At 71.3% G+C, this 25233-nt stretch carries 17 protein-coding genes; 14 read left to right on the top strand and 3 right to left on the bottom strand.

What is annotated here, in order from left to right; translation table 11 throughout:
- The first annotated feature begins 3 nt into the window (after window positions 1-3).
- The 11 genes from ACFVXA_RS06315 to moeZ all read left to right on the top strand — a co-directional run bounded on the left by ACFVXA_RS06315 (window position 4) and on the right by moeZ (window position 14205).
- A complete protein-coding gene (locus ACFVXA_RS06315) occupies window positions 4-1629 on the top strand; it encodes a DUF3152 domain-containing protein (RefSeq protein WP_390023996.1) in 1626 nt (541 codons plus the stop codon).
- Window positions 1630-1685: 56 nt separating this feature from the next.
- Entirely contained in the window at window positions 1686-1778 is a 93-nt protein-coding gene (locus ACFVXA_RS06310; RefSeq protein WP_324608112.1) for an Ms4533A family Cys-rich leader peptide, read from the top strand.
- Between the two features lie 187 nt (window positions 1779-1965).
- Entirely contained in the window at window positions 1966-3684 is a 1719-nt protein-coding gene (locus tag ACFVXA_RS06305; protein WP_390023994.1) for an ABC transporter substrate-binding protein, read from the top strand.
- Between the two features lie 4 nt (window positions 3685-3688).
- On the top strand, window positions 3689-4819 hold the full coding sequence (locus ACFVXA_RS06300) for an ABC transporter permease (protein ID WP_390023992.1): 1131 nt from the start codon (window positions 3689-3691) through the stop codon (window positions 4817-4819).
- Window positions 4816-5814 (top strand): ABC transporter permease, encoded by a 999-nt coding sequence (locus ACFVXA_RS06295; protein WP_384402105.1) that lies wholly within the window; start codon window positions 4816-4818, stop codon window positions 5812-5814. The genes ACFVXA_RS06300 and ACFVXA_RS06295 overlap by 4 nt, the downstream gene beginning before the upstream one ends.
- Window positions 5811-7406, top strand: a complete 1596-nt coding sequence (locus tag ACFVXA_RS06290) for a dipeptide ABC transporter ATP-binding protein (RefSeq protein ID WP_390023990.1) — start codon at window positions 5811-5813, stop codon at window positions 7404-7406. Before ACFVXA_RS06295 ends, ACFVXA_RS06290 begins: the two co-directional genes overlap by 4 nt.
- Before the next feature lie 272 nt (window positions 7407-7678).
- Entirely contained in the window at window positions 7679-9487 is a 1809-nt protein-coding gene (locus ACFVXA_RS06285; RefSeq protein WP_389939511.1) for a DUF3492 domain-containing protein, read from the top strand.
- Between the two features lie 545 nt (window positions 9488-10032).
- A complete protein-coding gene (locus ACFVXA_RS06280) occupies window positions 10033-11064 on the top strand; it encodes a hypothetical protein (RefSeq protein ID WP_390024111.1) in 1032 nt (343 codons plus the stop codon).
- A 202-nt stretch (window positions 11065-11266) separates the two neighbouring features.
- Complete coding sequence (locus ACFVXA_RS06275; protein WP_362032989.1) at window positions 11267-12226, top strand: NAD-dependent epimerase/dehydratase; 960 nt, start codon at window positions 11267-11269, stop codon at window positions 12224-12226.
- The gene (locus ACFVXA_RS06270; RefSeq protein ID WP_389513270.1) at window positions 12214-12963 is read left to right on the top strand and encodes a spherulation-specific family 4 protein; all 750 of its coding nucleotides are present in this window, start codon (window positions 12214-12216) and stop codon (window positions 12961-12963) included. Before ACFVXA_RS06275 ends, ACFVXA_RS06270 begins: the two co-directional genes overlap by 13 nt.
- A 63-nt stretch (window positions 12964-13026) precedes the next feature.
- Complete coding sequence (moeZ, locus tag ACFVXA_RS06265; protein ID WP_362032983.1) at window positions 13027-14205, top strand: adenylyltransferase/sulfurtransferase MoeZ; 1179 nt, start codon at window positions 13027-13029, stop codon at window positions 14203-14205.
- 170 nt (window positions 14206-14375) lie between these two features.
- Here the strand turns inward: moeZ and ACFVXA_RS06260 are convergent, their stop codons facing one another.
- From ACFVXA_RS06260 to ACFVXA_RS06250, 3 genes are all read right to left on the bottom strand, one after another.
- Complete coding sequence (locus tag ACFVXA_RS06260; RefSeq protein WP_390023988.1) at window positions 14376-15947, bottom strand: alpha/beta hydrolase; 1572 nt, start codon at window positions 15945-15947, stop codon at window positions 14376-14378.
- 203 nt (window positions 15948-16150) lie between these two features.
- A complete protein-coding gene (locus tag ACFVXA_RS06255; protein ID WP_384018982.1) occupies window positions 16151-17695 on the bottom strand; it encodes an alpha/beta hydrolase in 1545 nt (514 codons plus the stop codon).
- Between the two features lie 249 nt (window positions 17696-17944).
- The gene (locus tag ACFVXA_RS06250) at window positions 17945-20770 is read right to left on the bottom strand and encodes a YbhN family protein (protein ID WP_390023986.1); all 2826 of its coding nucleotides are present in this window, start codon (window positions 20768-20770) and stop codon (window positions 17945-17947) included.
- A gap of 186 nt (window positions 20771-20956) precedes the next feature.
- Here ACFVXA_RS06250 and ACFVXA_RS06245 point away from each other — a divergent pair, with 186 nt between their 5' ends.
- From ACFVXA_RS06245 to ACFVXA_RS06235, 3 genes are all read left to right on the top strand, one after another.
- Window positions 20957-21319, top strand: a complete 363-nt coding sequence (locus ACFVXA_RS06245; RefSeq protein WP_390023984.1) for an MGMT family protein — start codon at window positions 20957-20959, stop codon at window positions 21317-21319.
- Window positions 21320-21502: 183 nt separating this feature from the next.
- Window positions 21503-21625: a hypothetical protein gene (locus tag ACFVXA_RS06240; RefSeq protein ID WP_362032969.1), complete on the top strand. Its 123-nt coding sequence runs from the start codon at window positions 21503-21505 to the stop codon at window positions 21623-21625.
- On the top strand, window positions 21622-25173 hold the full coding sequence (locus ACFVXA_RS06235; protein ID WP_390023982.1) for an ATP-dependent helicase: 3552 nt from the start codon (window positions 21622-21624) through the stop codon (window positions 25171-25173). The genes ACFVXA_RS06240 and ACFVXA_RS06235 overlap by 4 nt, the downstream gene beginning before the upstream one ends.
- Window positions 25174-25233 lie beyond the last annotated feature (60 nt).

Below are 25233 nucleotides of genomic sequence, written 5' to 3'. Positions count from 1 at the left end.
GGCGTGGGACGACACAGCCGTCGGGGGCGGGCCGGCAAGACCGACACCTCGGAGATACCCGTGGTTCCGGCACCGAGTGCGGTGCCGGAACCGGAAGAAGTGAGGATCCCGGCGCCGGGCAGGGGCCCCGGCCCCGTGCCGGGGGCGGGTTCTGGCCGCGTACCGGGTGGGGGCTCCGGTCCCGTACTGGGTGGGGGCTCCGGTCCTGTACCGGGGGCGGGTTCTGGCCCCGGCTTCGTTCACCGGGGGGCGACTCCGCCTCCCGGCGCCCTGGGTCCGTATCCGCCGGCGGGCGTGACTCCGCCTCGGGGGGTGCCGCGCTATCCCGATGGGACTCCGGCGCACGGTATCCCGCGTATGGCTGAGGGGACTCCGGCGCATGGTGTGCCGCGTTTTGCTGACGGCACGCCTGCTGGCGGTGTGCCGCGCTTTCCTGACGGGACGCCTGCCGGCGGTGTGCCGCGCTTTCCTGACGGGACTCCTGTCGGCGGTGTTCCCCGGGTGCGCGGTGGGCACCCCGAGCAGCGTGAAGCGGGCGGTGGCTGGGGTGAGTCGAGGTCCGGTGGTGTGCCGCAGGGCGCGCCTGCGGGTGCACCCGTGCCTCCCGGGCCCCGGATCCCGCGGCAGCGGCGGGAGCCCGCGCAGGGCGGCCCCCGGCAGGCCTATGTCGACGCCTTCGACCTCGACGAGGACGACGACGTCTTCGCGCCTCGCGGCACCGCGCCCGGCGGCACCGCACCGCATCGCGAACGCGTCGCCCCGGGGACCGACGAGACGCCGTTGCCGGAGAGCGAGGAGCCGGCGAAGGGCAAGGGCGGCAAGGGGCGGGCGTTCACCGGGATCGCGGCGGCAGCCGTGACCACGGTGCTGGCCGTCGTCGTGGCCGGGCAGGTCGTCACCGGACGGCAGGACGCCGACGCGAGCGCGCGGTCGGCAGGCGGCAGTGGTCGCGAGACCCACGACTCCGCCTCGCGCGGAGACGGCCGGCCGGCCCAGTCGGGGACCCCCACCGCGACGACCGCGACGACACTGACGTACGACCAGAAGATGGGCAAGCGGTACGCCCTCGGCGCGACGCTCGCCGGGTCGGGGAAGTTCGACGCGGTGCTCGGCTTCGACAAGGCGCCGGGCAAGGGACGCAAGTACACCTACCGCGTCGACGTGGAGCAGGGGATGGGGCTCGACGCGCAGCTCTTCGCGCAGGCCGTGCAGAAGACCCTGAACGACGACCGGAGCTGGGCCCACAACGGCGGCCGTACCTTCGAGCGGATCTCGTCCGGGAAGCCCGACTTCGTGATCACGCTGGCGACCCCGGGCACCACCGCCACATGGTGTGCCAAGTCGGGGCTCGACACGACAGAGGACAACGTGTCGTGCGACTCGGCGTCGACCGATCGCGTCATGATCAACGCGTACCGCTGGGCGCAGGGCTCCACGACCTACGGTGACAGAATTCACGCGTACCGGCAGATGTTGATCAACCACGAGGTCGGCCACCGGCTCGGATACGGGCACGTCACCTGCGACAAGGACGGCGAACTCGCCCCCGTCATGCAGCAGCAGACCAAGTTCCTCGACCACGACGGGATCCACTGCCGGGCCAACCCCTGGCCGTATCCCGAGAGTTGACAGGGTCCCCACAGGTCACGTTGACATGCGGCAAAAGTTCGTTCATATTTCTCCGCATGTCGCCTCGTCACGTCTCCGCTCGCGCCGCCATTGAGCTGGCGCTCATCGGCGTGACCGCGCTCTGCGTGGCCGACATTCACTGTCGCTGACGCCCGCCCCTGGCGAGTGCGTCGCTTTCCTCCCGTTTTGTTGTCGTGCGCCCGTGACCATTCCGTCCGTGCGCCCGTGCCTCTTCCGGTCCGGTCGGATGCCGACGCCTGACGCCTTGGGTGAACTCTTTTCTTCGTCGTCTCACTCTGCGTCAATCCGTCTCACCATCCGAGAGGTCGTCTTCCGATGCGTCAACCGTCCCTCATAGCGCGCCGCGTGGCCGCGGTGTCCGTCAGCCTGGTCGTGGCAGCGGGTGCCGCCGCCTGCGGGCCGAAGGACAACGATGCCAAGAGCTCCGGTGGCGACTCCAAGCCGCGGAAGGGCGGCGCGCTCACCGTCCTGAACTCCAGCCCGCTGGAGGACTTCGACCCGGCGCGCCTCTACACCTCCGGCGGCGGCAACGTCCCCTCGCTCGTCTTCCGTACGCTCACCACGCGCAACCGCGAGGACGGGGCCGCGGGCGCCAAGGTCGTCCCCGACCTCGCCACGGACACCGGCCGCCCCAGCAAGGACGCGACCGTGTGGACGTACACCCTGAAGAAGGGCCTGAAGTACGAGGACGGCACGCCGATCACCTCCGCCGACATCAAGTACGGCATCGAGCGCTCCTTCGCGGCCGAACTCTCCGGCGGTGCCCCCTACCTGAGGGACTGGCTGATCGGCGGCGCCGACTACCAGGGGCCCTACAAGGACAAGAAGGGCCTCGACTCGATCGAGACCCCGGACGACCTGACCATCGTCTTCCACCTGAACAAGCCCGAGGGTGAGTTCCCCTACCTCGCCACGCAGACGCAGTTCGCGCCCGTCCCGAAGGCCAAGGACAAGGGCACCAAGTACGAGGAGCACCCGATCTCCTCGGGCCCGTACAAGGTCGTCAAGAACGAGAACGACGGCGAGCGGCTCACCCTGGAGCGCAACACGTACTGGTCCGCGTCGACCGACGCCGAGCGCAAGGCCTACCCGGACAAGATCGATGTACGGTCGGGTCTGGACTCGTCGGTGATCAACCAGCGGCTCTCCGCGTCCCAGGGAGCGGACGCCGCCGCCGTCACGACGGACACCAACCTCGGGCCCGCCGAACTCGCCAAGGTGACGGGCGACAAGGAACTGGCCTCACGCGTCGGCACCGGCCACTTCGGCTACACCGACTACATCGCCTTCAACCCGAAGGTGAAGCCGTTCGACAATCCGAAGGTGCGGCAGGCGATCTCGTACGCCATCGACCGCACGTCCGTGATCAACGCAGCCGGCGGCTCGTCGCTGGCCGAGGCCGCGACCACCTACCTGCCGAACCAGAAGTCCTTCGGCTACACGCCGTACGACCACTTCCCGGCGGGTAAGTCCGGCAACCCGGCCAAGGCCAAGGAGCTGCTGAAGGAGGCCGGTTACCCGAACGGGCTCACCATCACGCTCACCCACTCCAACGAAAAGGACTTCGAGACCAGCCCGGAGATCGCGACCGCCATCCAGGACGCGCTCAAGAAGGCCGGGTTCACCGTCAAGCTCCAGGGTCTGGAGATCAACGACTACAAGGACAAGATCCACAGCGTCAAGACCGAGCCTGGCTTCTTCCTCGCCCACTGGGGCGCCGACTGGCCCTCCGGTGGTCCTTTCCTGGCCCCGATCTTCGACGGCCGGCAGATCGTCAAGGGCGGCGCCAACTTCAACACCGGCCTCCTCAACGACAAGTCCGTCAATGACGAGATTGACGCGATCAACAAGTTGACGAATCTTGACGAGGCTGCCCAGCGCTGGGGTGCACTGGACAAGAAGATCGGCGAGCAGGCCCTGACCGTCCCGCTGTTCCACCCCGTCTACAAGCGGCTGTACGGCAGCGCGGTCAAGAACGTCGTGATCAGCGACTGGACCGGCGTGCTGGACATCTCCCAGGTCGCGGTGAAGTAGCCCCGTGAGTGAGGCACTTGTCGCCTCCCAGGCCCCCGGGACGGACACATCCGTCCCGGGGGCCTCGGGGGCTCGTCAGTTCTGGCGGCGGCTGCGTGCGCAGCGCGCCGCCCTCGTCGCGGCGGGGATCGTCGCACTGCTCGTCCTGATCGCGCTCGCCGCACCGCTGCTCACGGCGATCGAGGGCCAGGACCCGACCACGTACCACCCCTCGTTGATCCACTCGGCGCGTGGCGGCGTCCCCGTGGGATCGCTCGGCGGCATCAGTGGCGATCACTGGCTCGGCGTCGAACCGCAGACCGGGCGCGACCTCTTCGCACGCCTTGTGTACGGCGCCCGGGTCTCCCTGGGTGTCGCGCTGGCGGCGACGCTGGTGCAGGTCTTCATCGGGTTCGTCGTCGGTGTCGCGGCCGGGCTGGGCAACCGATGGGTTGATCAACTGTTGAGCCGTGCCACCGACATCATCGTCGCGATGCCGCTGATGATCATGTCTTTGGCGCTGCTTGCCATCGTGCCCAGCAGCTTTCCGCGGCCCGTTCTGGTCGCCATGGTCATCGGCCTGATCGCCTGGGGCAACATCGCGAAGATCGTGCGCGCCCAGACGCTCACCCTGAAGGGGCTCGACTACGTCTCCGCCGCCCGGCTCAGCGGCTGGGGCATCTGGCGCATCGCCCGCCGCGAGCTGCTGCCCGGCCTTGCCGCGCCCGTCATCACCTACTCCGCCCTCCTCGTGCCGCAGAACATCAGCATCGAGGCCGCCCTGTCGTTCCTCGGGGTCGGTGTGAAGCCGCCGACGCCGTCCTGGGGACAGATGCTCACCGCCGCCGACGTCTGGTACCAGGCGGCGCCGCAGTACCTGCTGCTGCCCGCGGGTGCGCTGTTCGTCACCGTCCTCGCCCTGACCGTCCTCGGCGACGGCGTGCGTACCGCACTCGACCCGCGCGCGGCCTCGCGCCTGCGCGTCGGCACGGGGCGCAGGCGCGAGACGAAGGCGGACGCGAGCGCTGGCGCGGGAGCGGGCGCCAGCGCGGGCGCGGGCGGGGGAGCGGGCGCCGGAGTGACGGCGGTGGACGCGGGCGCCGGTCCCGGCGCGTCGGCTGTGGACGCGAGCGCGACGAAGGAGGTCAAGGGATGAACGGCTTCGCCGGCTTCGTGCTGCGCCGCGCCCTCGGCACCGTCGTCACCCTCTTCGCCATCTCGGTGATCGTCTACCTCGTCTTCTACGCCACTCCCGGCAACGTCGCTCAGATCACCTGCGGCCCGCGCTGCTCGCCCGTCCAGGTCCACCAGGTCGCCCAGCAACTGCACCTCGACGACCCGCTGTACGTGCGCTACTGGCACTTCTTCCAGGGCATCCTCGTCGGTCAGGACTACTCCACGGGTACGTCGACGGAGCACTGCTCGGCGCCCTGCCTCGGGCTGTCGTACCAGACCGACCAGCAGGTCACCCAGCTGATCCTGACGAAGCTGCCGGTCAGCCTGTCGCTGGTGCTCGGCTCGATGGTGCTGTGGCTGATCCTCGGTGTCGGCACCGGCGTGCTCTCCGCATGGCGGCGCGGCCGGTTGAGCGAGCGCCTGCTGACCGGCATCACGCTCACGGGCGTGGCCACTCCCGTCTTCGTGATCGGCCTGATCCTGATGATCATCGTCTGCGGACAGCTGCAACTGCTGCCGTTCCCGCAGTACGTCAAGTTCACCGACGACCCCGAGCAGTGGGCCTGGAACCTGCTGCTGCCCTGGCTGTCGCTCGCCCTCGTCGAGGCCGCCGCGTTCGCCCGGCTGACCAGGGCGTCCATGCTGGAGACGCTCGCCGAGGATCACATCCGGACCTTCCGGGCGTACGGCGTCGGCGAGCGGGCGATCATCCGCCGGCACGCGTTGCGCGGGGCGCTCGCGCCGGTCATCGCACTGAACGCCAACAACGTCGGCTCGGCCGTCGGCGGCGCGGTGCTCACCGAGACGCTCTTCGGACTGCCCGGCATCGGACAGGAACTGGTGCACGCGGTGAACGTCGTCGACCTGCCGGTGGTCGTCGGCATGGTGCTGGTCATCGGCTTCTTCGTGGTCCTCGCCAACGCCGTCGCGGACGTGCTGTACGCGGTGGCCGACCGACGGGTGGTGCTCGCATGAGTCTGGTCGAAGTGACGGATCTGTCGGTCGAGTTCGGCGACCTGCGCGCCGTCGACGGCCTCTCCTTCCGGCTGGAGAAGGGCGCCGCGCTCGGTCTGGTCGGCGAGTCCGGCTCCGGCAAGTCCACCGTGGCGTCCGCCCTGCTGGCCCTGCACCGGGGCACCGGAGCGCGCGTGGGTGGTGCGGTGCGGGTGGCCGGCGTGGACGTACAGACGGCGTCCGACGACGAACTGCGGCGGCTGCGCGGCGGAAAGGCTGCCATGGTCTTCCAGGACCCGCTGTCGTCCCTCGACCCGTACTACGCGGTCGGCGACCAGATCGCCGAGGCCTACCGGGTGCATGTGAGGGCGTCCCGGCGAGCGGCACGCGCGCGTGCCGTCGAGGTACTCGACCGCGTCGGGATTCCCGATGCGGTACGCAAGTCCCGCGCGCGCCCGCACGAGTTCAGCGGCGGCATGCGCCAACGCGCCCTCATCGCCATGGCCCTGGCCTGCGAACCCGACCTGCTGATCGCCGACGAGCCGACCACCGCCCTCGACGTGACCGTCCAGGCCCAGATCCTCGACCTGCTGCACACCCTGCGCGAGGAGACCGGGATGGGCCTGCTGCTGGTCACCCACGACGTCGGAGTCGCCGCGGAGAGCGTGGACGAGATCCTCGTCATGCGCCACGGCCGCGCGGTCGAGCACGGACCGGTAGGCGCGGTCCTCGGGGCGCCCCGGGAGACGTACACGCAGAAACTGCTGGGTGCGGTGCCGCGCGTGAACGCGGCGCGTACCACCGCTGGATCCGGGTCGGAGGAGGTCGTCCTCGAAGCGGTAGGCCTTTGCCGCGAATTCGGCCGTGGCAAGCGGCGGATCGCGGCCGTCGACGACGTGTCACTGGCGATTCACCGCGGCGAGACCCTCGGCATCGTGGGTGAGAGCGGCAGCGGGAAGACGACACTGGGCCGGATGCTCGTGGGGCTCACGGAGCCCACGACCGGCGCGGTCCGGTACGAAGGGCGCGCGCACTCCGGCGTGAGCCCCTCCGTGCAGATGGTCTTCCAGGACCCGGTCTCCTCCCTCAACCCCCGCCGGAGCGTGGGCGAGTCCATCGCCGACCCGCTGCGGGCGCGCGGGGAACGGGACGAGAGGCGCGTTCGGGGGCGCGTACGGGAGTTGCTGGAGCGCGTGGGGCTCGAAGCGGCGCACTACGACCGCTACCCGCACGAGTTCAGCGGCGGACAGCGCCAACGCGTCGGCATCGCGCGGGCGCTCGCCGCGGAACCGCGCGTCATCGTATGCGACGAGCCGGTCTCCGCGCTCGACGTCACCACCCAGGCCCAGGTGGTCGCCCTGCTCGGCGAGTTGCAGCGGGAACTCGGCCTGGCGCTGGTGTTCGTGGCGCACGATCTCGCGGTCGTACGCCAGGTCAGCGACCGGGTGGCCGTGATGCGCCGTGGCCGGATCGTCGAGTACGGACCCGCGGACGAGGTGTACGAATCCCCCCGGGATCCCTACACGAAGCAGCTGCTGGCCGCCGTACCCGCGCTCGACCCGAAGGTCGCGGCACAGCGCCGAACCGCCCGGCGGGAGCTGGCCGCGGTGTGAGCGGTGCGGGTACGCCGGTAGGCCGGGGCCATGAAAGCCCCGGCCTACGGACAGCCCCGGCCTACGGATGCCCAGAGCCTAACGAAACGTAACTGCTTGATCCCTTAGCGCGACAGAACGCGACCTGCGCGGGAAAGTTACGAGCGTTCACCCCTTTTGGTGGCGTGATGGACAACCGTCCGTCGCGCCACCGCCTTGTCCGCATACGTTCGTCCCGCTGCGAGCCGCCGGGTCAACGGCGGCTCCCCATACGGGAGATCGGGGGTGTACTCGTGCGCATCGGACTGCTTACAGAGGGTGGCTATCCGTATGTGAGCGGTGACGCCAGACTCTGGTGCGACCGGCTCGTGCGCGGGCTTGGGCAGCACGAGTTCGACATCTACGCGCTCAGCCGCAGCCAGCGGCAGGAGGACGAGGGCTGGATCCAGCTGCCACCCCAGGTCAGCCGGGTACGGACGGCACCGCTGTGGACGGCCGGTGACGACGGCGTGGTGTACGGCCGGAGAGCCCGGCGACGGTTCGCGGACGCGTACGGGGAACTGGCCGCGGCGATGTGCGAGGGGCCCGGCGGCCGCGACGGCGGCGCGAGTGCTTCCGGCGGGTCGGGGACTGCCGGCGGCGCGGGGACTTCCGGCGGTTCGGGGGCCATGGGGGGTCCCGGGGCCCGTGAGGGTGCGGCGGCCTCCGACGGTGTTGAGGCGGACCGTTTCGGCAGTGCGCTGTACGGGCTCGCCGAACTCGCCCGGGACGAGGGCGGCCTGGTCGGCGCGCTGCGCTCCGAGGGCGCCGTGCGCGCCCTCGAACGCGCCTGCCGCGCGCCGGGCGCACTCCGTGCCGCCCGTACCGCGCGCGTACCCGACCTGCTCGCCGTCGCCGCCCACGTCGAGCGCGCGCTGCGTCCCCTCTCCCTGGACTGGTACGAGGACGACGGCCTCGACTCGGTCGACCTGTGCCACGCCGCGGCCGGCGGCGCGGCGGCGCTGCCCGGCCTGCTCGCCCGGCACTTCTCCGGGGTCCCGCTGCTGGTCACGGAGTACGGCGTACAGCTGCGGGCGCACTACCTGGCGTCCGCGTCCATCGAGGAGGCTCCCGCCGTACGGGCGCTGCTCGCCGCCTTCCACGGCAGGCTCGCCTCCGAGGTCTACCGCGCGGCCGCGCTCATCACACCCGGCAACACACACGCCCGCCGCTGGCAGGAGCGCTGCGGCGCCGACCGCGCCAAGCTGCGCACCGTCTACCCCGGCATGGAGGCGTCCCGTTTCGCGGAGGTGGGGGAGAGCGCCGAGGGCAGCGGGTGCGCGGACCCGGACACGCTCGTGTGGGTCGGACGCATCGAACCGGCCAAGGACCTGATCTCGCTGCTGCACTCCTTCGCGGAGATCCGCAAGGACGAACCGAAGACCCGGCTGCGGATCATCGGCGCGCCCGCAGACGGCCCGGAGGGCGCGACCTATCTCGCCCACTGCAAGGCACTGGCCGCCCAACTCTTTCCCGACGAGGCGGAGGGCGTGCACGCGGTCGGGGACAACCCGGTGTCCTTCGAGGAGATCGGCGGCCCCGAGGTCCCGAGCCTCGCGGAGGCGTACGCCTCCGGAGCGGTGATCGTCCTGTCCAGCGTCGTCGAGGGCTTCCCGATCAGTCTCGTGGAGGCCATGTTCTGCGGCCGCGCCACCGTCTCCACGGACGTGGGCGCGGTCGTCGAAGTCATCGGCGGTACGGGCCTTGTCGTACCGCCGCGCAATCCGCGGGCGCTCGCCGAGGCGTGCGTGGCGCTGCTGCGCGACCCCGAGCGCCGTGAGCGCCTGGGCGCGGCCTCCCGCGCACGCGCCCTCGAACTCTTCACCGTCGAGCAGAACATCGCGGCATTTCACGGCATTTACCTGGAGATCGTCTCGCACTCTCCGGTACGGCGGGTGGTCGTCGACGACGAGGGGGAGCCGTTGCCCTTCGGAGTCCCAGCGGAGGCCCATGTACCCGGTCGCTGGACCGAGACCCGTCTCATGGCCACGGGCCGTCCGCGCTGGGCGGCCGGGGCGCCCGTACGGGCCACGCTTTCCGTTCCCGCGGGGGAGGGCGCGTGATGAGCGAACTCGGAGAACTGGACCGGCCGGGGAGACCCAGCAGCCCTGGCGCCTGGGACGAGCGGTCGGACGAGTGGCTTGTGACGGGGGTCGGGGAGATGGACGTACAGGCGCACGGCGTGTCCGAAGGGGAGGCGCCGGAGGGGTACGACAGCTTCAGTGGGCCCGGGGCCACGTACCGAGAGGCGAGCGCCGAAACGGGCGGCGTGCGCGCCGGCGCGGGTGATGTGGGCGGCGCGGTTGGTACGGGTGACGCGCGTGGCTCGTACGGCGGCGAGGGTGATTCGTTCGGCGAGGGAGAAAGGGGATACCGGGGAGGCGGCGCGGGCCGCGCATGCGGCTCCGGCGGCTCCGGCGGCGCAAGCCGTACTGGTGGTGCAGGCCGCGCTGGGGGTGGCGCGCGCCTGCCCGACGGCTCCAGCGGCACCTCCAGTTCTTCCACCCCCGGTTCTTTTGGCACCTCCGGTGCTTCTGGCTCCTCTGGCTCCTCTGGTTCTTCCGGCTCCTCCGGCCGACGGGGTGCCGTGGACCCCGTGAAAGCCCTGATGCACCGACACCGCGAGCTCTGCGAGCGGGCCGTGGACCCGTTGGAGATCGCGGCGAGCCTGGAGGCACACGGGGTGACCGACCGGACCGCCGCGCGCTTCCGGCACCGTGACGTGTTCTCGCTCGCCGAGGAGATGTACGCGCGCGTGCCGCGCGACGGGGAGCCGGCACCCCGCCCGGTGACTTCCGCGCGCCCCGGCGCGCGCGCCGACTGGGCGGCGCTCGCCCTGTTGCCGGGCGCCCTCTGCGCCGCCGCCGTGGTCGGGCTGCGTTTCACCGACGGACAGCCGCGCCTCGCGGTCGCCGCGGGCGGCGCCCTCGCCGTCTCGCTCGGCCTGCGCGTCGCTCTCCGTCGCGGCCCCCTGAGCACCGGCCACCGCACCACGAGCGCCGCCACGCGCGCGTGGACGTGCTGGCTCGTCGCATACACCCTCCTCGGCGACGGACTGCTGAGCGCCGGCCTCGACGGTGGCCCCGACGGCCCCTGGCCCCTGGCCACCGCCCCCGTGCTGGCTCTCGCCCTGGCCTGCGCTCCGGCCGCCTGGTGCGCCCAGCTCTTCGCCATACGAGCCCGCCGCAAGCTGACCGCGAGCCGTGGCCTGGAGGAGTTCGCCGCCTCTGCGCAGCCCCTGCTCCTCGCGGCGTTCGGGCTGTTCCTGTGCGCCCTCGGCGGGCTGCTCGCGCTGTGCGGGACGGCGCTGGGCGAGCCCGCCGCGTACGCCGGTGCCGGTTCCCTCGGCGCGCTCCTCCTGCTCGCTCGGCTACTGACCGCGCGCGGCTTCACCCACGCCCCGGCCGTCGTGCTCGCCGTCGCGGGAGCGGCCGAGGCGACCGCCCTCGCCACGGTCTTCGCGGGCCGCCTCCCCGGCTGTTCGTTCCTGGCCACCCCCGTCGAGAGCCTCGCCGACGCCTGGGGAGCGGGCGCCGTCCCGGCCCTGGCGTGCGGCGCGGCCGCCCTCGTCCTCCTCGTCCACGCGACGCGCACCCTGACCCGGGCCTCGGCCCACTCCCTGCCTTGTGGGGAGACGTGAACCGCGCCCCGAGCCCCGGCCCGCGGCGCCCCACCGCCATCTCGAGCCGCACCCGGCGCCAGGGGCAGGACCCCTGGCACGGGCCCCTTACTCCCGCGGGGCCGACACCGCGGGCCCTCATCCCCGACCTACGGCATCACCTCGAAGGAGAACTCCAGATGATCACCTCCCGAACCGGAGAATCCGCCCCGGGAGCCGCCCGATGAGGGTCCTGCTGATCGGAGCCAACGGATACCTCGGCCGATTCGTCGCCGACAGACTGCTCGCCGATCCGGCCGTGCAGCTCACCGCACTCGGCCGGGGCGACGACGCCGATGTACGGTTCGACCTCGCCTCGGGCAGCCCCGGCGCGCTCACCCGCTTCCTCGACGCGGTGCACCCCGGCGTCGTCATCAACTGCGCGGGCGCCACCCGCGGCGGCGCCCGCGAACTGGCCCGGCACAACACCGTCGCCGTCGCCACCGTCTGCGAGGCCCTGCGCCGAAGCGGCTGCGGGGCACGGCTCGTCCAGATCGGTTGCGGCGCCGAGTACGGGCCCAGCCAGCCCGGCTCCTCCACCGCCGAGGACGCCGTGCCGCGCCCGGGCGGCCCGTACGGCGTCAGCAAGCTCGCCGCGACCGAACTGGTGCTGGGCTCCGGCCTGGACGCCGTCGTGCTCCGCGTCTTCTCGCCCGCGGGCCCCGGCACGCCCGCCGGATCCCCGCTCGGCCGCCTCGCCGAGGCCCTGCGTCGCGCCATGCAGTCCGGCGACGGTGAACTCAAACTCGGCGGCCTCGGCGTCCAACGCGACTTCATCGACGTCCGCGACGTCGCCCGCGCCGTCCACGCCGCCTCGCTCTCCGCCGCGCAAGGCGTGATCAACATCGGCTCGGGCCGTGCCGTACGCCTCCGAGACGCCGCCGCCGTCCTCGCCCGGGTGGCCGGCTACGGCGGCGCCCTGCACGAACTCGACGGCCCACCCGGACCGATGAGGCCGGTCATCGGCCATCCCCGCCTCGAACCGGACCACGCGTCCCCGGCCGCTTACCCCTATCCGGACGGCTGCGGCAGCTGGCAGCAGGCCGACGTGCGCACCGCACGCGACCGGCTCGGCTGGCGGCCCCGGATCAACCTCGAGGAATCCCTCGCCGACATCTGGATGGAGGCGGCATGCCGCATCTGACCAGCACCGCAGCCGGCACCGCGAGCACGGACTTAAGGACCGGCTTCGGCATTCCCGGCTATGCGCACCCCCTCGTCGCTCCCGCGGAGTGGGGCGAGCTCACCCGCCCCGGCACCCCCTTGCACTGGGTCGTCCTGAACGTGGCCAACGGTCCCGGCACGCGCCCCGACCCGCACTGTCTGGAGGCCGCCGGACGGCTGCGCAACGCGGGGGTCCGCGTCCTCGGGCGCCTGGACACCACCTACGGCGCACGCGGCTTCGGCGAACTGATCTCCGACGCCCACCGGTATCTCGACTGGTACCTGGTCGACGGCTTCCTCCTGGACCGCTGCCCCACCGAGCGCGCCGCGCTCCCGGAGGTCCGCCGCACGGTCACCACGCTGCGCGCGCTCCGCGACGGCGCGCACATCGTGCTGGGACATGGCGGCCACCCTCACCCCGGGTATGCCGAGAACGCCGATCAGTTGGTGACCTTCGCCGGCCCCTGGAGCGACTACCGCTGGTCGCAGGTGGCCGAATGGACGGCCGACTATCCGCCCGAACGCTTCTGCCACTTCGTCCACAGTGTCCCGCGCGGCCATCTGGACGAGGCACTGCGCATCGCCCGCTGGCAGGGCGCCTCGACGATCTACTTCACCAACCGCACCGACCAGGGCGGACGGGCCGATCCCTGGGAGACGATGCCCGGTTACTGGGACGAAATCGTCTCGCGGATCGGAACGGGTGTCTCGGAATGAAGAAGGGCGTGGCAGTGTTACGGGGAGAACAACTGTAGTGATTGACCGACCAACGGAGTCCCCGTGTCGCTGCCACCCCTGGTTGAGCCCGCTGCCGAGCTCACCGTAGATGAGGTCCGCAGGTACTCCCGCCACCTGATCATCCCCGACGTGGGCATGGACGGGCAGAAGCGGCTGAAGAACGCCAAGGTGCTCTGTGTGGGCGCCGGCGGCCTCGGATCGCCGGCGCTGATGTACCTGGCCGCCGCGGGCGTGGGCACGCTCGGCATCGTGGAGTTCGACGAGGTCGACGAGTCGAACCTGCAGCGCCAGATCATCCACAGCCAGGCGGACATCGGCCGCTCCAAGGCCGAGTCGGCGCGCGACTCCGTGCTGGGCATCAACCCGTACGTGAACGTGATCCTTCACGAAGAGCGGCTCGAGGCCGAGAACGTGATGGACATCTTCAGCCAGTACGACCTGATCGTCGACGGCACGGACAACTTCGCGACCCGCTACCTGGTCAACGACGCGTGCGTGCTCCTCAACAAGCCGTACGTGTGGGGCTCGATCTACCGCTTCGACGGACAGGCCTCCGTCTTCTGGTCCGAGCACGGCCCCTGCTACCGCTGCCTCTACCCGGAGCCCCCGCCGCCGGGCATGGTCCCCTCCTGCGCCGAGGGCGGCGTCCTGGGCGTGCTGTGCGCGTCCATCGGCTCCATCCAGGTCACCGAGGCGATCAAGGTCCTCACCGGCGTCGGCGAGCCGCTGGTCGGCCGCCTGATGATCTACGACGCCCTGGAGATGCAGTACCGCCAGGTCAAGGTCCGCAAGGACCCCGACTGCGCCGTCTGCGGCGAGAACCCCACCGTCACCGAGCTCATCGACTACGAGGCCTTCTGCGGCGTCGTCTCCGAGGAGGCCCAGGAGGCGGCCGCGGGCTCGACGATCACTCCCAAGCAGCTCAAGGAGTGGATCGACGACGGCGAGAACATCGAGATCATCGATGTCCGGGAGATCAACGAGTACGAGATCGTCTCGATCCCCGGCGCCAAGCTGATCCCGAAGAACGAGTTCCTCATGGGCACCGCCCTGGAGACCCTCCCGCAGGACAAGAAGATCGTCCTGCACTGCAAGACGGGTGTCCGCAGTGCGGAGGTCCTCGCCGTCCTGAAGTCCGCGGGCTTCTCGGACGCGGTCCACGTCGGCGGCGGCGTGATCGGCTGGGTCAACCAGATCGAGCCGGACAAGCCGGTGTACTGACCGGACTCGCCGGTCGACCAGGCGTACGCCTTCTTCGGTGGAGGGGCTCGGCACTTCGTGTGCCGGGCCCCTTTCCGTTGCCCCGGGAGGCCGGGGCTGACGTGGTCGGCCCCGGCCTCCCGGGGCGCCGCCGATGAGGTCCACGACGCGCAGACCTTGCCCTCTGACGTCTACGAGGCGCAGACCTTGCCGTCCTTCGGCACCGTCCCCTCCAGCAGGTAGCTGTTCACGGTCGAGTCGACGCAGTCGCTCCCACTCCCGTACGCCCCATGGCCCTCGCCCTTCCAGGTGAGCTCGACTCCGACGCCCTTGCCCAGCTCGTCGGCCATCTTGCGGGCGCCCTCGTACGGCGTCGCCGGGTCGCCGGTGTTGCCGACCACCAGGATGGGCTGGGCTCCCGGCGCGCCGACCTCCGGGTTGTCGTACTGACCGGCCACCGGCCAGTCGTGGCACCAGCCCGCCGTGTCCCAGCCCATGAAGTCCCCGAAGACGGGCGAGATCTTCTCGAACTCGGGCAGCAGCTTCTTCATCTCCTCGGGCGTCGGCCGCTGCTTGTCGTCCAAGCACGATATGACCCGTTGGGAATGCGTCGTCGTGCCGTAATGCCCCGAGGAGTCACGGTCGTTGTAGCCGTCGGCGAGGTCCAGCAGGTCCGAACCGTCCCCGTCCTCGGCCGCCTTGAGGGCGCTGGTCAGGCGGGGCCAGCTCTCCCTGCTGTACAGCGGCAGGACGATGCCGGTGAGCGCGAGTGTCTGGGTGAGCTTGCGGCCGCCGGCCGTCGGCAGCGGCTTCGCGTCGATCCGGTTCAGCAGGTCCACGATTTTCTGGGAGCCCTGCTTCGGGTCCTGGCCGGTGGACTTGAGGTAGTCGTCCAGTGCGCGCTGGAAGCCCAGGGTCTGGTTCTTGGCGTGGCCCACGGTGTCGGCGCTCGGGTCGACGACGGCGTCCAGCACCAGGCGCCCCACGTTCTGGGGGAACAAGTGGGCGTACACCCCGCCCAGTTCAGTGCCGTACGAGATGCCGAAGTAGTGCGTCTTCCGGTCGCCGAGGACTTGGCGCATCAGGTCCATGTCGCGGGCCGTGTCCGTCGTCGAGACGTGGGACAGCAGCTTTCCGGCCGCCTTCTCGCAGCCCTTGCCGAAGTCGGCGGCGTCCTTGAAGTAGGCCGCCTCCTCAGCCGCGTCGTCGGGTGTGGCGTCCACCGACTCGGAGGCCTGGATCGCTTTGTCGCTGCGGCAGCGCACGCCCTCGCTGGTGGCGACACCGCGAGGGTCCCAGCTGACCAGGTCGTACCGCTCGTGGAGCGGGCCGACGACGCTCGCGTACGCGGGCATCGTGGAGACGCCCGAGCCGCCGGGGCCGCCGAAGTTGAACAGGAGAGACCCGATGCGCTTGCTCTGGCCGCCGGTCGCCTTCGAGCGGATGAGCGCGAGGCCGATCGTCTCGCCCTCGGGCTTCGCGTAGTCCAGCGGCACCTTCAGCGTCGCGCACTGCCAGCCGCCGCCCGGCGCGGGTGAGTCCGAAGTCCCCTTGCATCGGCCCCAGTCGAGCCGCTGCGAGGTGAGTGAGGCGGGCAACCCCGAGCCGGCGCCGGAGGAGGACGTGGCGCCGGAGGAGGACGCGGCGGAGGGTGTATCGCTGTTCTTCCCCTCGCCCTTGCCGTCCCCGGACAAGCCGCTGCTACAGCCGGCCACCAGCAACGTGGCGGCCGCCGCGGCCGTCCACCGTGCGAAACGCGTCATGAGCTTCCCCCTCGCCCGTGATCCGCCCGAAGTCGCGGATCACATGCAGGCCATATTAGGCGTCAGGGCTCAGCCGCCGTCGAGCCCTGTGGATAACCGTTTGACCTGCAGCTTTCCCGGAATGAACGGTCCCATATCTGCGGGCTGACGGCCCCGTCCATACGAGCTGGCGGCCCCGTTTCCAGGAGCAGACGGCTCCGTTTCTAGGAGCAGACCGTACCGGCCGACGGCACGGTCCCCTCCAGCAGATAGCCGTTCACGGCGCCCTGCACGCACTTGTTCTTGCTGTCGTAGGCCCCGTGTCCCTGGCCCTTGTACGTCAGCTCGACGCCGACTCCCTTGCCCAGCGCGTCCACCATCTTCTTCGCGCCCTCGTACGGTGTGGCCGGGTCGCCGGTGTTGCCGACCACGACGATCGGCGCCGCACCGGGGGCACTCACGTCCGGGTGGTCGGCGGCGCCCGCCACGGGCCAGTCGGTGCAGCTGATCATGCCCCAGGCCAGATAGTCGCCGAACAGCGGAGAGGCGGCCCGGAACTGCGGAAGCTTCGACTCCACGAAGTTCGCGGTGTAGCGCGGTTTTTCGTCCGCGCAATTGATGGAGACGTTCGCTGCGGTGATGTTGCTGTACTGGCCGTTCTCGCTGCGCCCGTTCATCGAGTCCGACAGCAGCATCAGCACCTTGCCGTCACCCTCGTACGCCTGTTGAAGGCCCTCCGTCAGGTACTCCCAGAAGTCCTTGGAGTACAGGGCCTGCGCGATGCCGTTGGTCGCGGCGGTCTGGGTGAGCTCGCGGGGGAAGACGCCGGGGATCGGCTTGCTGTCGAGGCCCTTCAGGAGTTTGGCGATGCGGTCCTTGACGTCCTGTGGGGTGTCGCCGATCGGGCAGGGGTCGGTTTTCGAGGTGCAGTCGGCGGCGAAGTTGTCGAGCGCGAGCTGGAACCCCTGGGCCTGCCCGAGTGAGCTCTGTTCGGGGTTCTGCGTCGGGTCGACGACCGCGTCGAAGACGGCGCGTCCCACGTTCTTGGGGAACAAATGGGCGTAGACGCCGCCCAGTTCGGTGCCGTACGAGATGCCGAAGTAGTGCAGCTTGTGGTCGCCGAGCACCTGCCGCATCAGGTCCATGTCGCGGGCCGCGTCGGTGGTCCGCACACGGGGGAGGATCTTGCCGGAGTTCTTCTCGCAGGCCTCGTTGAACGCCTTGGTGTTCTCCAGGAGCTTCTGCCGCTCGGCGGCGTCGTCCGGGGTGGCGTCCTGCTGGAAGTACTCGTCGAGCTGCTGGTCGTTCTCGCACTTCACGCCCGCGCTGCGGCCGACCCCGCGCGGGTCGAAGCTCACCAGGTCGTAGCGGGTGCGCAGGGTGGCGTAGTCCTGGCCGAAGGCGGGCAGTGTGGTGACGCCCGAGCCGCCGGGGCCGCCGAAGTTGAAGATGAGCGAGCCGATGCGTTTGCTCTGGTCGCCGCTCGTCGTGGCCCGGATCAGCGCGAGCCCGATCGTGTCGCCCTTGGGCTTGGCCCAGTCGAGGGGCGCCTTCAGAGTGGCGCACTTCCACTCCGCACCGCCCGGCAGGGGTGAGGGAGCGTTGCCTCCGCCCTCGGACTCGGAGGGTGCCGGGCAGTCCTTCCAGGTCAGCTTCTGTGCCGTCAGATCCTCGCCTTTGGAGCCGTCGCTGCACCCCGCCATCAAGGAGGACAGCAGGACGGCCGTGACGGTGAGGGCAGCGGCGTGCAGGGAGGGACGGTTCGGCATGTTCCCCATCCTGCGGTCGCGCGGGGCGGGGCGCTCGGGGCGCGAGCCGTGCGGGTGAGGGGGCGACCCGGTGCGCCCCGGTGCGTCCGGCCGGTACGGGGCAGCCGGGACCGGCCGGGCGCCCAGGCGCTCGTACGAGAGAGCTCGTGGGCGGCTCTGGAGCGCGCCCCGGCTCTTCTCGTACGAGAGGGTTTGTACGTGGGCCCAGAACGCACCGTGCTCGTACGAGAGGCCGCCCCGCGCGCGAAGCTAGAGCGCGCCCTTGCGGGTCAGATGGTTGAAGAACAGCCACCCCGGCAGCACCGGTAGCCACAGGGTCAGCAGCCGGTACAGCAGTACCGCGGGTGCCGCGACCTCCTTGGGGAGCCCGACGGCGATCAGACCGAGGGTGAGGCTCGCCTCGACCGCGCCGACACCGCCGGGGGTCGGCGCGGCGGAGCCGAGCGCGTTACCGGCGAGGAAGACGACGGCGACGCTGGCGAGGCTGAGCGTGGTGGTCTCCTCGTGGCCGAACGCACGGATCGACGCGTCCAGGCACATCACGAAGCAGGCGGTCAGCAGCAGCATGCCGCCGATGCCGGTGACGAGCTTCTGCGGCCGCTGCAGCACATCGAGCATGCGCGGCACGACGCCCGCGAACAGCGACCTCACGCGCGTGACGATGAATTTGCGCAGGAACGGCACCGACGTCACCACGAGGACCAGCACCGCGACGGTCAGCAGACCCGCGATGACCGTGCGGGACGGCGACAGGGAGGGCGTCTTCTCGGTGCCGGTCAGATAGCCGAAGGACAGCAGCATCAGGATGTGGCAGCCGAGCCCGAACAACTGTGACGCGCCGACGCTCGCCACCGCGAGCCCCGGGCGCACGCCGGCGCGTTGCAGGAAGCGCGTGTTGAGGGCGACACCGCCGACCGCGGCGGGCGCCACGATCTTCACGAACGAGCCGGCGACCTGCGCCGCGACGGTCCGCAGGAACGGCACCCGCTCGGGCACGAAGCCGAGCAGGCTCATCGCCGCCGCGAAATAGCTCACCGCCGAGAACAGCACCGCCGCGGCGACCCAGCCCCACTCGGCGCTGGAGAAGAGAGTTCCGAACTCGATGTGGGTGAGCTGCGTCAGCAGGAAGTACGCGCCGATCGCGCCGGCGATGAAACTGATCAGGGTGCGCGGCCGGATGCGCTCCAGGCGGGCCGGTTCGACCGGCGCCTGCGGTCGGATCAGCAGCACCTGGTGGCGGATCTGGGTGAGCAGGTCCTCCTCGCGCGCCTCGTCCAGAGCCTCGCCGATCGCCCGCTTCTCGGCCCGCTGCTCGGCACGTACGGCTTTCTTGCCGGGCTTTTCCAGTACGACCCCGGTGTGGTCTTCCTCGGCTTCCTCGGCGCGGGCGAGCTTGTCCTGCCGGGAGGCATCCAGGACGGCGTTGCGCTCGCGCTCGGCGCGCTCCCGGGCCAGTTTCCGCAGCGTCGCGCGCGTGGAGCGCGACAGCGCGATCGGCTGGAGCATCGGCAGACAGTCGGCGACCGCGTCCGGGCCGAGCACACCGACCGCCGACGCCACCGCGCGTTCCGCGCCGACGCGCAGTCCGAGGGTGGTGACCAGTTGGGCGATGTCCATGCGCAGCAGCAGATCGCCGGCCGCGATCTCGCCGCCGCGCAGATCGGTGAGGATCACCGTGCCGGAACGATCCACCACAATCGCGTCGCCCGCGAGCCTGCGGTGCGCGATGCGCCGGGACTGCAGCGCCTGCACCTGGTGCCAGGTGTCACGCAGCAGAGCGTCGGTGATGAGTTCGTCGGGCAGTGAGTCGATGGTGCGGCCACCGGTGTGCTCGTAGACGAGCATCACGGCGTCCGGACCGAGCTCGGAGGTCGCGATCAGCTTGGGCGCGTTGGCCCCGGCCGCGATGGCCGCGTACGCGAGGAGCGCTTCCTGCTCCAGTGCCTGGCGCAGCGACTGGAGGCTACGGCGTGTGGTGATGCCACGCAGCGTCAGCCGGCGCCACACGCGGTAGAAGAAGCCCTGCGCCTGCTGCTCGCGGTCGACGACCGTGACGTCCAGGGGCGGGCCGTCCTCCAGGGTGACGAAGTAGCGTCGGCCGCGGTCGCCGTTCTCCGTGGCCTCGGGCGCCTCCTCGCGGGCCGCGCTCACCGGGTGGAAGCCGACATGCCGCAGGCCCGCCATCAGCGTCCGCCCGGTGGGCCGTACGTTCGGTGAGCCGACCGCGTAGAGGGTCCCGTATGCGACGGTCCAGCCGATCAGCACCGTCAGGATGATCGAGAACGGCGTCGTGTAGCCGGTGACGAGCATGGAGAAGGCGTCGAGGAGCAGCACCACCCACAGCACCGCGCGCCAGCGCGGTCTGCGGGACATGCCGACGGCCGTCATGTACGCGATGACCGGGGCGAGATACCCGTGCACGGGGTCGGTGAGGGCGTGGATGTCACCCGGCGAGGGCTGGGTGAGGGCCTCCTGGATGGAGTCCGGGGCGGCCTTCGCGACCCAGAGGTCCGTGGCCAGTGTCACCCCGTGCGCCAGGACCGCGGCGAGGACGCCGTCGGCGATACGCAGCCCGTCCCGCTTGATCAGCCGCTCGATGGCGAAGGCGACGGGCACCAGGAGGATCGCGATGCTCGACGCCAGACCCGCGATCTTGATCAGCAGATCGGGTGCCTGCCCCGTGCCCTTGTTGATGTCCTGTTCGAGCCCGGAAGTGGTGCCGTGCGCGAACGCGGCGATGGCGAGGAGTACGGCGATCGCGAGGACGCCGACCATGAGTCGCATCAGGTCGGACGGACGGTGCACGCGCGCGGGGAGCAGTGGTTCGTCGCCCTCGACCTCGTCTGCGTGGGCTTCGTCGGCGCAGTCTTCGTCCGACTTGACCTGCTGCTTCTCGATTTCGTGCGGCTTTGGGGCCGACCCGTGCGTCTCAGGAGCGGGCTCTTCGGCTGCCCCGGTCGCGGAGCCGCTCGTCTTCTCGTCCGCGTCCTTCTTGTCGACTCCGTCGGTGTCCGGGCGTGACGAGGCTTCGGAGGTGCCCTCCGCGTCTTCGGGGTGCACGCCCTGCTGCCTCATAGTCTCTTCTTGATCTCGTATCACCAGTCACCGCCCGCACGATGGTGGCATGCCCGACCGACACACGGGGGCATCAGGGTGCAAATGCGGGGGCGCACAGTCTGCACCAAGCGTCGCAGCGGGGCGAGGGATACGCACAGTCGGCACCGCGTCACGTTGTCGGTGGGGTGGGGCAGGATGGGGCGGATGAGCGAGGAGAACCTTCCGGCGGCCGCCCTGCCGGAGTACGCGGAGCGGGTCCTTGAGGTCGCCGAGCTGATCCCGCCCGGACGCGTCATGACGTACGGCGACGTCGCCGAATGGCTGGAGGAAGGTGGCCCCCGCCAGGTGGGCCGCGTCATGGCCCTCTACGGAGGGGCGGTTCCATGGTGGCGCGTCATGCGCGTGGACGGCGTGCTGCTCCCGGGCCACGAACTGGCGGCGCTGGCCCACTACCGAGACGAGGGCACGCCTCTGAAGGAGGCGAGCCGAGCCTCCGAGGGGCATCTGCCGCGCGTCGACATGAGACGAGCGCGATGGGACGGCGAGCGCGCGGAAGGTCACACCTGACAGCTTCCGCCATCGGGCGGGCGGAAGGGGAACCTGTGGCCCGTACGAGGGAAACGAGGCACATCCGTGACATGCCGTACGTTCGTGGAGCGGGGGACGCACGTGGCCTGAGGGAAGAAGGGGAAGCCCTCCTTCCATGAAGGTCACCGGCGTAGCGTCGTCGGCGCGCATCCCTGTCACCCCGTGACCACCACTCTCCACACGCGGCGGTCCTCCCGCCCGTCGCCCGACCACCACCCCTCGATGACGGCGCTCGGCGCCGACAGTGACAAACCGCACAACCACCAGGACCGGCGAACCACGTGAGCTCCTCTTCTTCCACCAGGCGCCTGACGCACCCCCAGGTGCGTCAGGGGACCCGCGGCGCGTACCGACTGGTGCGTACCCCGCCGGCCCGGGTGGATCCCCCTCGTTTGGACGCGGGGCAGCGCGCGGTGGTTGACCACGGGACCGGTCCGTTGCTCGTTCTCGCAGGTCCGGGCACCGGCAAGACGACAACGCTCGTCGAGTCCGTGGCCGCCCGCATCGCACGGGACGGCGACCCGGAGCGGATCCTGGTGCTGACGTTCAGCAGGAAGGCGGCCGTCGAACTGCGCGACCGCATGGCGCTGCGTATAGGCGCCGCCCGCGCCCCCCAGGCCACCACCTTCCACTCGTTCTGCTACGCGCTGGTCCGCGCCCACCAGGACAGCGACCTGTTCGTGGAGCCGCTGCGGCTGCTGTCCGGACCCGAACAGGACGTGGCGGTGCGCGAGCTGCTCGCGGGTCAGCCCGACCTGGAGCGGCTCGGTCTCGCCCATGTGCGCTGGCCGGACGAACTGCGCGCCTGCCTGACCACCCGCGGCTTCGCCGACGAGGTCCGCGCGGTCCTGGCCCGCAGCCGTGAACTGGGGCTGACCCCCAAGGCCCTGGACGCCTTCGCCCGGCGCATCGGCCGCCCCGACTGGGGCGCGGCGGCGGCCTTCCTGGCCGAGTACCTCGACGTGCTCGACCTGCAAGGAGTGCTCGACTACGCGGAACTGGTCCACCGCGCGGTGCTGCTCGCCCGGCGCCCCGAGGTCGCCGAGCGCCTCGCCGCCCAGTACGACGCCGTCTACGTGGACGAGTACCAGGACACCGATCCCGCACAGGTGCGGCTGCTGCGCACCCTCGCGGGCGGCGGGCGCACCCTCGTCGCCTTCGGCGACCCCGACCAGTCGATCTACGCATTCCGGGGTGCCGATGTGAACGGCATCCTGGAGTTCCCCGACGCCTTTCCGCGCGCGGACGGCCGCCCGGCGCCCGTCGAGGTCCTTCGGACGTCCCGCCGCTCGGGAGCCGCCCTGCTGGCCGCCACGCGCCTGCTCACCCAGCGCATGCCGCTGACCCGCCTCCCCGCGGAGAAGGTGCGGGCCCACCGCGAGCTGTCGGCGGTACGGGACGGGGGCCGTGTCGAGGCCTACACGTATCCGACGTCCGGCACGGAGCTCGACAACATCGCGGACATCCTGCGCCGCGCCCATCTGGAGGACGGCGTGCCGTGGGGCGACATGGCCGTCCTGGTGCGCGCGGGTTCCCGCACGATTCCGACGATCCGGCGGTCGCTCACCGCGGCGGGGGTGCCACTCGACATCGACGGCGACGATCTGCCGCTGCGGCACGAGCCGGCGGTCGCACCGCTGCTGACCGCACTGCGGGCGGTGGCACAGGCGGAGCTGGGGGAGGACTTCGATGTCGAACCGGCCGTATCGGCGGAGGGCGAAGGCGAGGGCAGAGGTGAGGGTGACGGCGGAGGCGAGGGTGACGGCGCCGGAGCCCATCCCGCTGGTGCTGGTGCCCGTGCCGGTGCTGATATCAGTGCCGGTGCCGGTGCCGGTGCCGGTGCCGGTGCCGGTGCCGGTGCCGGTGCCGGTGCCAGTGCCAGTGCCCGTGCAGGTGTAACTGCCAGTGCCGAGGACCCCGAAGAGGGCACCGCCTCCGAAACGCCCGCGGAACAGGCTCCCTGGCTCGACACCGAGACCGCCCTCACCCTGCTCGCCTCGCCCCTGGCGAGCATGGACGCCGCCGACCTGCGGCGGCTGGGCCGCGCGCTGCGCGAGGAGGAGCGCGCCGCCGGCAACCTCGTACCGCCGCCGTCCGACGACCTGCTCGCCCGCGCGCTGGCCGAGCCGGAGCGGCTCGTCGCACACGACCCGGCGTACGCCCGAGGCGCCCAGCGTCTCGGCGCGCTGCTGCGCACGGCACGGGAGCGGCTCGCGGGCGGCGGGACGGCCGAGGAGGCGCTCTGGGACCTGTGGGAGGGCACACCGTGGCCGCAGCGCCTGGAGCGGGCCGCACGACGCGGCGGCGCGGCCGGGCGCAACGCCGACCGTGACCTCGACGCGGTGTGCGCGCTGTTCGCGACCGCGGCCCGCGCCGAGGAGCGCACCGGAGGCCGTGGCGCCCTCAACTTCCTGGAGGAGATCGACGCCGAGGACATCGCGGCCGACACGCTCACCCGCAGGGCCGTACGGCCCGACGCCGTACGTCTGATGACCGCGCACCGTTCCAAGGGCCTGGAGTGGCGCCTCGTCGTCGTCGCGGGGGTCCAGGAGGGCCTGTGGCCGGATCTGCGTCGCCGCGGCTCCCTGCTGGAGGCGGACCGCATCGGGCGCGACGGGCTCGCCGAACCCCTCACACCCGGCGCGCTCCTCTCCGAAGAGCGCCGCTTGTTCTACGTGGCCGCCACGCGCGCGCGTGAACGCCTGGTCGTCACCGCCGTGAAGGCCCCAGCCGACGACGGCGACCAGCCCTCACGCTTCCTCACCGAACTGGGCGTCGAGCCCAAGGACGTGACGGGCCGCCCGCGCCGCCCCCTGTCCGTCGCCGCGCTGGTCGCCGAGCTGCGCGCCACGACCGTCGACCCGCGTGTCTCGGAACCCCTCCGGCAGGCCGCGGCCCGCCGACTCGCCCGCCTCGCCGCGCTCGCCGACGAGGACGGCCGCCCCCTGGTCCCCTCCGCGCACCCCTACCGCTGGTGGGGCATGTACGAGCCGACGGAGAGCAAAGTCCCGCTGCGCGACCGCGACCAGCCCGTCGTGCTCTCCGGAAGCGCCCTCGACCAGCTCGCCAACACCTGCGCCCTGCAGTGGTTCCTGGGCCGCGAGGTGAAGGCCGACGCGCCCGCGACGGCCGCCCAGGGCTTCGGCAACGTGGTGCACGTCCTCGCCGACGAGGTCGCGTCCGGGCACACTCCCGCCGACCTCGCCGTCCTGATGGAGCGCCTCGACTCCGTGTGGAACGCGCTCGCCTTCGACGCGCCCTGGAAGTCGGCGCAGGAGAAGGAGCACGCGCGCGTGGCGCTCGAACGCTTCCTGAAGTGGCACGTCATGGACCGCACCGGACGCACGCCGGTGGCCAGCGAGCACGACTTCGACGTGACCCTCGAAGCGGGCTCCTACGAAGTACGCATCCGCGGCTCCATGGACCGCGTCGAGGCGGACACCGAAGGCCGCGCCTACGTGGTCGACTTCAAGACAGGCAAGCAGGCGCCGAGCGCCGCCGAGGTGACACACCACCCGCAGCTCGCCGTCTACCAGCTCGCCGTCCGCGAGGGTGCCGTCGACGAGGCCTTCGACGGCGTACGCCCCGAACCGGGCGGCGCCGAACTCGTCCAGCTGCGTCAGGGCGCCGCCAAGAAGAACGGCGGCGAGACCCTCCCCAAGGTGCAGGCCCAGGGGCCCCTGGAGGGCGAGTGGGTCGGCGACCTGCTCGCCACCGCCGCCGGCAAGGTTCTCGACGAGCGGTTCTCGCCGACCACGGGACAACACTGCACGCACTGCGCTTTCCGGGCATCGTGCAGCGCCCGGCCGGAGGGGCGGCACGTTGTCGAGTAACACCCCCAGGGGGTAGCACGGGGGCGGATGAGACGCCCACGGGGTGCCACGGCGGGGCGA

Origin of the sequence: Streptomyces sp. NPDC058246 (assembly GCF_042881985.1) — a bacterium.
In the GTDB taxonomy this organism is placed as follows: domain Bacteria; phylum Actinomycetota; class Actinomycetes; order Streptomycetales; family Streptomycetaceae; genus Streptomyces.
Note: the sequence above shows the minus strand (reverse complement) of the source record. Positions and strands in the feature narration are given on the sequence as shown.

What these genes read in the sequence shown, in the direction of transcription:
- ACFVXA_RS06270 (WP_389513270.1), top strand. Translation starts at nt 12,214, where the DNA reads ATGCCGCATCTGACCAGCACCGCAGCCGGCACCGCGAGCACGGACTTA.
- ACFVXA_RS06290 (WP_390023990.1), top strand. Translation starts at nt 5,811, where the DNA reads ATGAGTCTGGTCGAAGTGACGGATCTGTCGGTCGAGTTCGGCGACCTG.
- ACFVXA_RS06305 (WP_390023994.1), top strand. Translation starts at nt 1,966, where the DNA reads ATGCGTCAACCGTCCCTCATAGCGCGCCGCGTGGCCGCGGTGTCCGTC.
- ACFVXA_RS06280 (WP_390024111.1), top strand. Translation starts at nt 10,033, where the DNA reads ATGCACCGACACCGCGAGCTCTGCGAGCGGGCCGTGGACCCGTTGGAG.
- ACFVXA_RS06260 (WP_390023988.1), bottom strand. Translation starts at nt 15,947, where the DNA reads ATGACGCGTTTCGCACGGTGGACGGCCGCGGCGGCCGCCACGTTGCTG.
- ACFVXA_RS06310 (WP_324608112.1), top strand. Translation starts at nt 1,686, where the DNA reads ATGTCGCCTCGTCACGTCTCCGCTCGCGCCGCCATTGAGCTGGCGCTC.
- ACFVXA_RS06275 (WP_362032989.1), top strand. Translation starts at nt 11,267, where the DNA reads ATGAGGGTCCTGCTGATCGGAGCCAACGGATACCTCGGCCGATTCGTC.
- ACFVXA_RS06255 (WP_384018982.1), bottom strand. Translation starts at nt 17,695, where the DNA reads ATGCCGAACCGTCCCTCCCTGCACGCCGCTGCCCTCACCGTCACGGCC.
- ACFVXA_RS06250 (WP_390023986.1), bottom strand. Translation starts at nt 20,770, where the DNA reads ATGAGGCAGCAGGGCGTGCACCCCGAAGACGCGGAGGGCACCTCCGAA.
- ACFVXA_RS06295 (WP_384402105.1), top strand. Translation starts at nt 4,816, where the DNA reads ATGAACGGCTTCGCCGGCTTCGTGCTGCGCCGCGCCCTCGGCACCGTC.
- ACFVXA_RS06245 (WP_390023984.1), top strand. Translation starts at nt 20,957, where the DNA reads ATGAGCGAGGAGAACCTTCCGGCGGCCGCCCTGCCGGAGTACGCGGAG.